The following is a 6,442-nucleotide window of genomic DNA, read 5'->3' as shown; positions in this document are numbered from 1 at the left end:
GCGTGCATCGGCTAGCGGCGTGCTCCGGAAGGGGCGCGCGGTGCCGGTCGCCTAAGGTTGATCCATGCGCATCGTGGTCCTCGTCTCCGGCACCGGCTCCAATCTCCAGGCGGTCATCGACGCCGTCAAGGCCGGTGAGCTCGAGGTCGAGATCGCCGCTGTGGGCGCGGACCGCGACGGGACCTACGGGATCGAGCGCTCGGAAGAGGCCGGGCTCGAGACGTTCGTGGTGAACTTCAACTCGTTCCCCACACGCGCCGAATGGGACGCCGCGCTCGCCGAGCGCGTCTCCTCGTACGCCCCGGACCTCGTGGTCTCCTCGGGCTTCATGCGGATCGTGAGCCCCGAGTTCATCGAGCGCTTCGGCGGGCGCTACCTCAACACCCACCCCGCGCTCCTCCCGGCATTCCCGGGCGCCCACGGGGTCCGTGACGCGCTCGCCTACGGCGTCAAGGTCACCGGGTGTACGGTGCACTGGGCCGACGCCGGTGTGGACACGGGCCCGATCATCGCCCAGGAGGCGCTCGCCATTGCCGAGGACGACGACGAGGAGTCGCTCCACGAGCGCATCAAGGTCGTCGAGCGGCGGCTGCTCATCGACGTCCTGCGCCGCCTCGGGGCAGGAGAGCTCCCGGCGCCGTCGAACGGGACATCCGCCGCATAGTCGGTCACTGCCGCAGAGTCCATTGCCGCAGAGCCCACCGCGGCATCCCCGGATCGGGGGATGCACACATCGGCCTCCTGACGGGTGCCGCGGCGAGCCAAACCGCGTCATGCTCGTGGCATGAGAACCAATCCTGCCGATCTAGCGGTCCGCGTCCGCGGGCTCCGCAAGGAATACGGTGACCTGACCGCCGTCGCCGGTATTGACCTGGACATTGCCCGCGGCGAGACGTTCGCGCTGCTGGGCCCGAACGGTGCTGGCAAGTCCACGACCGTCGAGATCCTCGAGGGCTACCGCCACCGCACCGCGGGCGAGGTGAGCGTGCTCGGCGCCGACCCGGCCCACGCGCGCCTCGACTGGAAGGCGCGGCTCGGGATCGTCCTGCAGTCCACGGGGGAAAGCGGCCAGTACTCGGTCCGGGAGCAGCTCGCCCACTTTGCGCGCTTCTACCCGAACCCCCGCGACGTCGAGGACGTGATCGCGGCCGTGGGCCTCGAGAAGCAGGCCAAGACCCGGATCGGCAAGCTCTCGGGCGGCCAGCAGCGCCGCGTCGACGTCGCGCTCGCGATCGTGGGGCGCCCGGAGCTGCTGTTCCTCGACGAGCCGACCACGGGCTTCGACCCCGAGGCTCGGCGCGAATTCTGGAAGCTCATCGAGCAGCTCAAGGCCGAGGGAACCACGATCCTCCTCACCACCCACTACCTCGACGAGGCCGCCCGCCTCGGAGATCGGGGCGGCGTGATCGTGGGCGGCCGCCTCGTCGCGGTGGGCCACATCGACGAGCTCGGCGGAGCGGAGGCGCGCGTCCCGGTGGTGCGTTGGCGCGACGAGTCGGGCGCCCCGCGCGAGGAGCGCACCCAGCGCCCGGCAGAGCTCGTCGTGGACCTCGCGCGCCGGTTCGGGGGCGAGCCGCGGGAACTCGAGGTCATCCGTCCGAGCCTCGAAGACGTCTATCTGGGATTGGTCCATGCCGCGGGCTCGAAGGCCTCCGCGGCGGAGCTCGTTGAGGAAGGGGAGCTGGCATGAGCGTCATGTCGCTAGGAATGGCCCGCACGAGCTACGAGACCAAGGGGTACTTCCGCTCGCCGGACACAGTGTTCTTCACCTTCCTCTTCCCGATGCTCATGCTCGGGATCTTCGCGGCGGCGTTCAGCTCGCGCGGCGACATCACCCTCGGGCCGGGCTCCCCGGACCACGTCTCGGTCGCCGCGTACTACCTGCCCGGCATGCTCGCGGCGGGGATCCTGCTCTCCGGCGTCCAGAATCTCGCCGTGGACATCGCGGGGGAGAAGGGTGACGGCACGCTCAAGCGGCTGGGCGGGACCCCACTCTCTCCCGTCTCCTACTTCCTCGGCAAGCTCGGCCGGGTGTTCGTGACGGCGGTCCTGCAGGCGGCCATGCTCATCGTCGTCTCGAAGTTCGCGTTCGGCGTGGCCTTGCCCACGTCGTGGGACGCGTGGGGCACCTTCGCATGGGTCTTCGTCCTCGGCACCGTGACGTCCGCGCTGCTCGGCATCGCGCTGTCCGCCCTGCCGAGGAGCAGCCGGAGCGCGACCGCCGTCGTCGTGCCGATCGTGCTCGTGCTGCAGTTCATCTCCGGGGTCTACCTCCAGTTCTCGATGCTTCCGGACTGGATGCAGAACCTCGCGAGCGTCTTCCCGCTCAAGTGGATCGCCCAGGGGATGCGCTCGGTGTTCCTGCCCGATGGGTTCAAGGTGCTCGAACAGCACGGGAGCTGGGAGCTCGGCTGGGTCGGAGTGTGGCTCGTGGTGTGGCTCGTCGTGGGGCTGCTCGTGAGCCGGCTGACGTTCCGCTGGATCCGGCGCGACGCCTGAGGCTCGAAAGGGGCGTCGCCGCTGGATAGTGGCGGAGTGGCGGAATGCCTCGTTTGAACTCGTCGAAACGCCTAGTTGTATCGCGTCGGATTTCCTAACTGGAAGGCGTCCATCTGCTAGGTTCGCCGTATGCCCTACCATCGCCGTGTCATTGACGAGCTGCTTGATGAGCTGTTCCCCCATCTGGGGGCCATTGCGCTGGAGGGCGCCAAGGGCGTCGGCAAGACCGCCACCGCGATGCAGCGTGCGCGGACGCTGATCTCGCTCGACCTCCCGGCGCAGAGGGAGATCGTCGCCGCCGACCTCGACTACGTCACGCAGGTGGAGTCCCCGGTCCTGATCGACGAGTGGCAGCTCGCGCCTGCGGTGTGGGACCGCGTCCGCAAGGCCGTCGACGACGACGCACGCGGTGGTCGGTTCCTCCTCGCCGGTTCCGCCGTCGTTGCGCCCGGTGTGCGCATCCACTCCGGCGCGGGCCGAATCGTCAGCCTCGCGATGCGCCCGCTCTCGATCGCCGAGCGCGGCCTCATCGAACCCAAAGTGTCGTTGGCGGAACTGCTGACCGGCAGCCGGCCGGCGATCAAGGGCCGCTCCGACGTCGATCTGGCCGGGTACGTGGACGAGATCCTCGCCTCCGGGTTTCCCGGCATCCGCGGTCTTCCCGGCCGGGCGCGGGCCATCCAACTCGACAGCTACCTCTCGCGCATCGTGGAGCGAGAGCTGCCCGAGAACGGCTTGAACGTGCGGCGTCCGGACGCGCTCCGCGCCTGGCTGACGGCGTACGCCGCGGCCACCTCGACGGATGCGGCGTATACCAAGATCCTCGATGCGGCCACCGCCGGGATCGTAGACAAGCCTTCCCGTGCCACCGTCGACAACTACCGCGAGCATCTGAACAGGATCTTCGTTCTTGATCCGATCCCTGCTTGGGTGCCGATGTTCAACCCCCTCAAGAGGCTCACCCTCTCGCCCAAGCATCATCTGGTCGATCCCGCGCTTGCAGCGCGCCTCGTCGGTGTTGGCAGAGCCGGGCTGTTGCAAGGTTCCGGCGATCGGGTGGCCGCGACGGCCGGCACCTGGCTCGGCGCGCTGTATGAGTCACTCGTCGCTCAGAGCGTCAGGGTGTATGCCGCGGCCGTCTCGGCGCAGGTCGGCCATCTGCGCACCAAGGAGACGGACCACGAGATCGACCTGATCGTCGAAGGAGAGGATCGCCGAGTCCTAGCCATCGAGGTCAAACTCAGCGAGTCGGTCAGCGACAAGGACGTCCGCCACCTTAACTGGCTGCACGCCCAGATCGGGGACATGGTCGCGGACCGTGTCCTCGTCACGACCGGCGAACACGCCTACCGGCGATCCGACGGCGTCGCTGTGGTTCCGCTGGCGCTCCTTGGCCCCTAGCCCAGCGGCACCCGCAGTGAACCGGGCAATCCGGAGATCACGCGGCGGCTCTTCATCGGAGAGGCGACGGTCAAGACGCACCTCGCCCACATCTTCGAGAAGCTCGCGGTCAAGGACCGGACGCGGGCCGTTACGAAGGCTCTCGAGCTCGGGATCCTCTGACCGGATGGCGCGCGGGACTCGCCCGTGCCATGCCCGTGGGAGTCTCACACTTTCTGCCGACGACACACGGTGAAACTGCCGCTCGTTCGGCGAGTCGCGCCGTCGTCGTCCCTCACGGTGGTGAGAGTCCGACGGCGCGTGCTCGGCTACTTCTTCGAGCCCTTCCCGGACGGCGCGGCGACCGCCTTCGGCGCCTTGCGGTGCTTGCGGTCGATGAGGAGCGCGAGGCCGATCGCGGCGAGCCACGAATCCTTGGCCATCGCCACACCCGCGGGGGTCGGGCGAACGCCGTCGGCCTGGGTGAGGCCCGGGGTCTTCGCGTAGACCGCGAGGAGGCCCGCACCGAAGGCCGTGAGCCCCAGCGCTGCGAGCTTCGTGGGCACGATCGGCAGGACGAGGGCGGACCCGAGCGCGATCTCGCCCGCGGCGAGGGCCTTGCCGAACGTCGCGGCCGGGATCTGCTTGACCTGCGGGATCGCGTTGGCGGCCATGTTCTGGATGGCCTCGGCCTTCTGCTCGTCGAGAGAGAGCTTCGTGACGCCCGAATTGATGAGGTACGCCCCGGTGACGAGGCGCAGGATGGCGTGGCTCGGCGTGAATCCCATTGAGTTCTCCTTCGATCCGTGGCCTCTTCGCGCCTCCAGCCTAGGGAGCCGCGCCGGGATTGTCAGCCCGAAGCTCAATGGGGAGGTCAACCTCGAGCCACTGGGGCTGCCTCCCCGCACTGGGGCTGCCTCCCCGCACTGGGGCTGCCTCCCCGCACTGGGGCTGCCTCCCCGCACTGGGGCTGCCTCCCCGCAATGGGGTGGCGGGCCCGGGCCCCCAATGCGGGGAAGGGCGCCCACTGCGGGCTCGGGGCCCCAGTGCGGCGGTTGTCGACATGGCCGGGGGCCGTGCCCCGGCGGGACTGGCGTCGAGTGGGCCTCGCTAGAATGCTGTGGAACCCACCTGCCCGCCCTGCCGCGCGCGAGAGAGACGAGTGCCCCGTGATCCAGCTTGACCGTGTTCCCATCCGACGTGCCCTGATATCGGTCTACGACAAGACAGGCCTCGAAGAGCTCGCGAAGGGGCTGCACGCGGCCGGGGTGCGGATCGTCTCGACGGGTTCGACGGCGAAGCGGATCGCGGCGGCCGGCGTTCCCGTGCAGGAGGTCGAGGAGGTCACCGGCTCGCCCGAGATGCTCGACGGCCGCGTCAAGACGCTTCACCCGCGCGTGCACGGCGGCATCCTCGCGGATCGCCGCGTGCCCGAGCACATGAAGACGCTCGAGGACTTCGAGATCGAGCCCTTCGATCTCGTGGTCGTCAACCTCTACCCCTTCGTCGAGACCGTGCGCTCGGGCGCTGCGATGGACGACGTCGTCGAGCAGATCGACATCGGGGGTCCCGCGATGGTGCGCTCGGCCGCGAAGAACCACGCCGCCGTCGCCGTCGTCGTCGATCCCGGCTTCTACGGCGAGGTGGTCACGGCCGCCGCGGCCGGCGGCTTCGACCTCAAGACCCGCCAGCGCCTCGCGGCGAAGGCGTTCGCGCACACGGCGTCCTATGACACGGCGGTCGCGACGTGGACGGCGAGCCAGTTCCTCGACGAGGACGGCGACGGCGTGGTCGACTGGCCGGCCTACGCGGGCCTTGCGCTCGAGCGCTCCGAGGTGCTCCGGTACGGCGAGAACCCGCACCAGCAGGCAGCGATGTATGTGGACAAGGCGGCCCCCGCGGGCATCGCGCAGGCGGACCAGCTCCACGGCAAGGCCATGAGCTACAACAACTTCGTCGACGCCGACGCGGCCCTGCGCGCGGCGTTCGACTTCGACGAGCCCGCGGTCGCGATCATCAAGCACGCGAATCCGTGCGGCATCGCGATCGCGACGCCTGGTTCCGCGGACCCGATCGCGGACGCGCACCGCAAGGCCCACGCGTGCGATCCGGTCTCCGCATACGGCGGCGTGGTCGCCGCCAACCGCACGGTCTCGAAGGGCATGGCGGAGACGCTCTCGGGCATCTTCACCGAGGTCGTCGTTGCGCCGGACTTTGAGCAGGGGGCCGTCGAAATCCTCTCCAAGAAGAAGAACATCCGCCTTCTCGCCCTCCCCGAAGGCTACGACCGCTACCCGACGGAGCTGCGGCAGATCTCGGGCGGGGTGCTGGTGCAGGTCTCGGACCGGCTCAACGCCGCGGGCGACGACCCCGCGAACTGGACCCTCGCGACGGGTGAGCCGGCGGACGAGGCCACGCTCGCAGACCTCGCCTTCGCGTGGAAGGCGTCCCGGGCGGCGAAGTCGAACGCGATCCTCATCGCGAAGGACGGCGCGTCGGTGGGCGTGGGCATGGGCCAGGTCAACCGCGTGGACTCGTGCCGCCTCGCGGTGGAGCGTGCGAA

Annotated in this window: 6 protein-coding genes and 1 pseudogene; 6 read left to right on the top strand and 1 reads right to left on the bottom strand. The window is 69.4% G+C overall.

All coding sequences use genetic code 11. The features are described 5' to 3' along the window. The first annotated feature begins 64 nt into the window (after nt 1-64). The 5 genes and pseudogenes from purN to ACLN58_RS15985 all read left to right on the top strand — a co-directional run. The gene (gene purN / locus ACLN58_RS16005) at nt 65-664 is read left to right on the top strand and encodes a phosphoribosylglycinamide formyltransferase (protein WP_415856247.1); all 600 of its coding nucleotides are present in this window, start codon (nt 65-67) and stop codon (nt 662-664) included. 120 nt (nt 665-784) lie between these two features. Further along, nucleotides 785-1,690: an ABC transporter ATP-binding protein gene (locus tag ACLN58_RS16000; protein WP_415856246.1), complete on the top strand. Its 906-nt coding sequence runs from the start codon at nt 785-787 to the stop codon at nt 1,688-1,690. Continuing rightward, the gene (locus tag ACLN58_RS15995; RefSeq protein ID WP_415856245.1) at nt 1,687-2,499 is read left to right on the top strand and encodes an ABC transporter permease; all 813 of its coding nucleotides are present in this window, start codon (nt 1,687-1,689) and stop codon (nt 2,497-2,499) included. The genes ACLN58_RS16000 and ACLN58_RS15995 overlap by 4 nt, the downstream gene beginning before the upstream one ends. A gap of 129 nt (nt 2,500-2,628) precedes the next feature. Next, nucleotides 2,629-3,900 (top strand): ATP-binding protein, encoded by a 1,272-nt coding sequence (locus ACLN58_RS15990; protein ID WP_415856244.1) that lies wholly within the window; start codon nt 2,629-2,631, stop codon nt 3,898-3,900. A 27-nt stretch (nt 3,901-3,927) separates the two neighbouring features. Continuing rightward, nucleotides 3,928-4,062 (top strand): annotated as a pseudogene (locus tag ACLN58_RS15985) (response regulator transcription factor); the annotation flags it as partial. 146 nt (nt 4,063-4,208) lie between these two features. Here the strand turns inward: ACLN58_RS15985 and ACLN58_RS15980 are convergent. Next, complete coding sequence (locus ACLN58_RS15980; protein WP_415856243.1) at nt 4,209-4,667, bottom strand: DoxX family membrane protein; 459 nt, start codon at nt 4,665-4,667, stop codon at nt 4,209-4,211. Between the two features lie 327 nt (nt 4,668-4,994). Between ACLN58_RS15980 and purH the strand changes: the two genes are divergently transcribed. After that, nucleotides 4,995-6,442 (top strand): bifunctional phosphoribosylaminoimidazolecarboxamide formyltransferase/IMP cyclohydrolase (gene purH / locus ACLN58_RS15975; protein ID WP_415856242.1); only part of this gene is annotated, 1,448 nt, incomplete at its 3' end.

This window comes from Sinomonas sp. G460-2, from assembly GCF_047759905.1.
Lineage (GTDB): Bacteria > Actinomycetota > Actinomycetes > Actinomycetales > Micrococcaceae > Sinomonas.
This window is presented reverse-complemented; position numbering and strand designations above follow the sequence as displayed.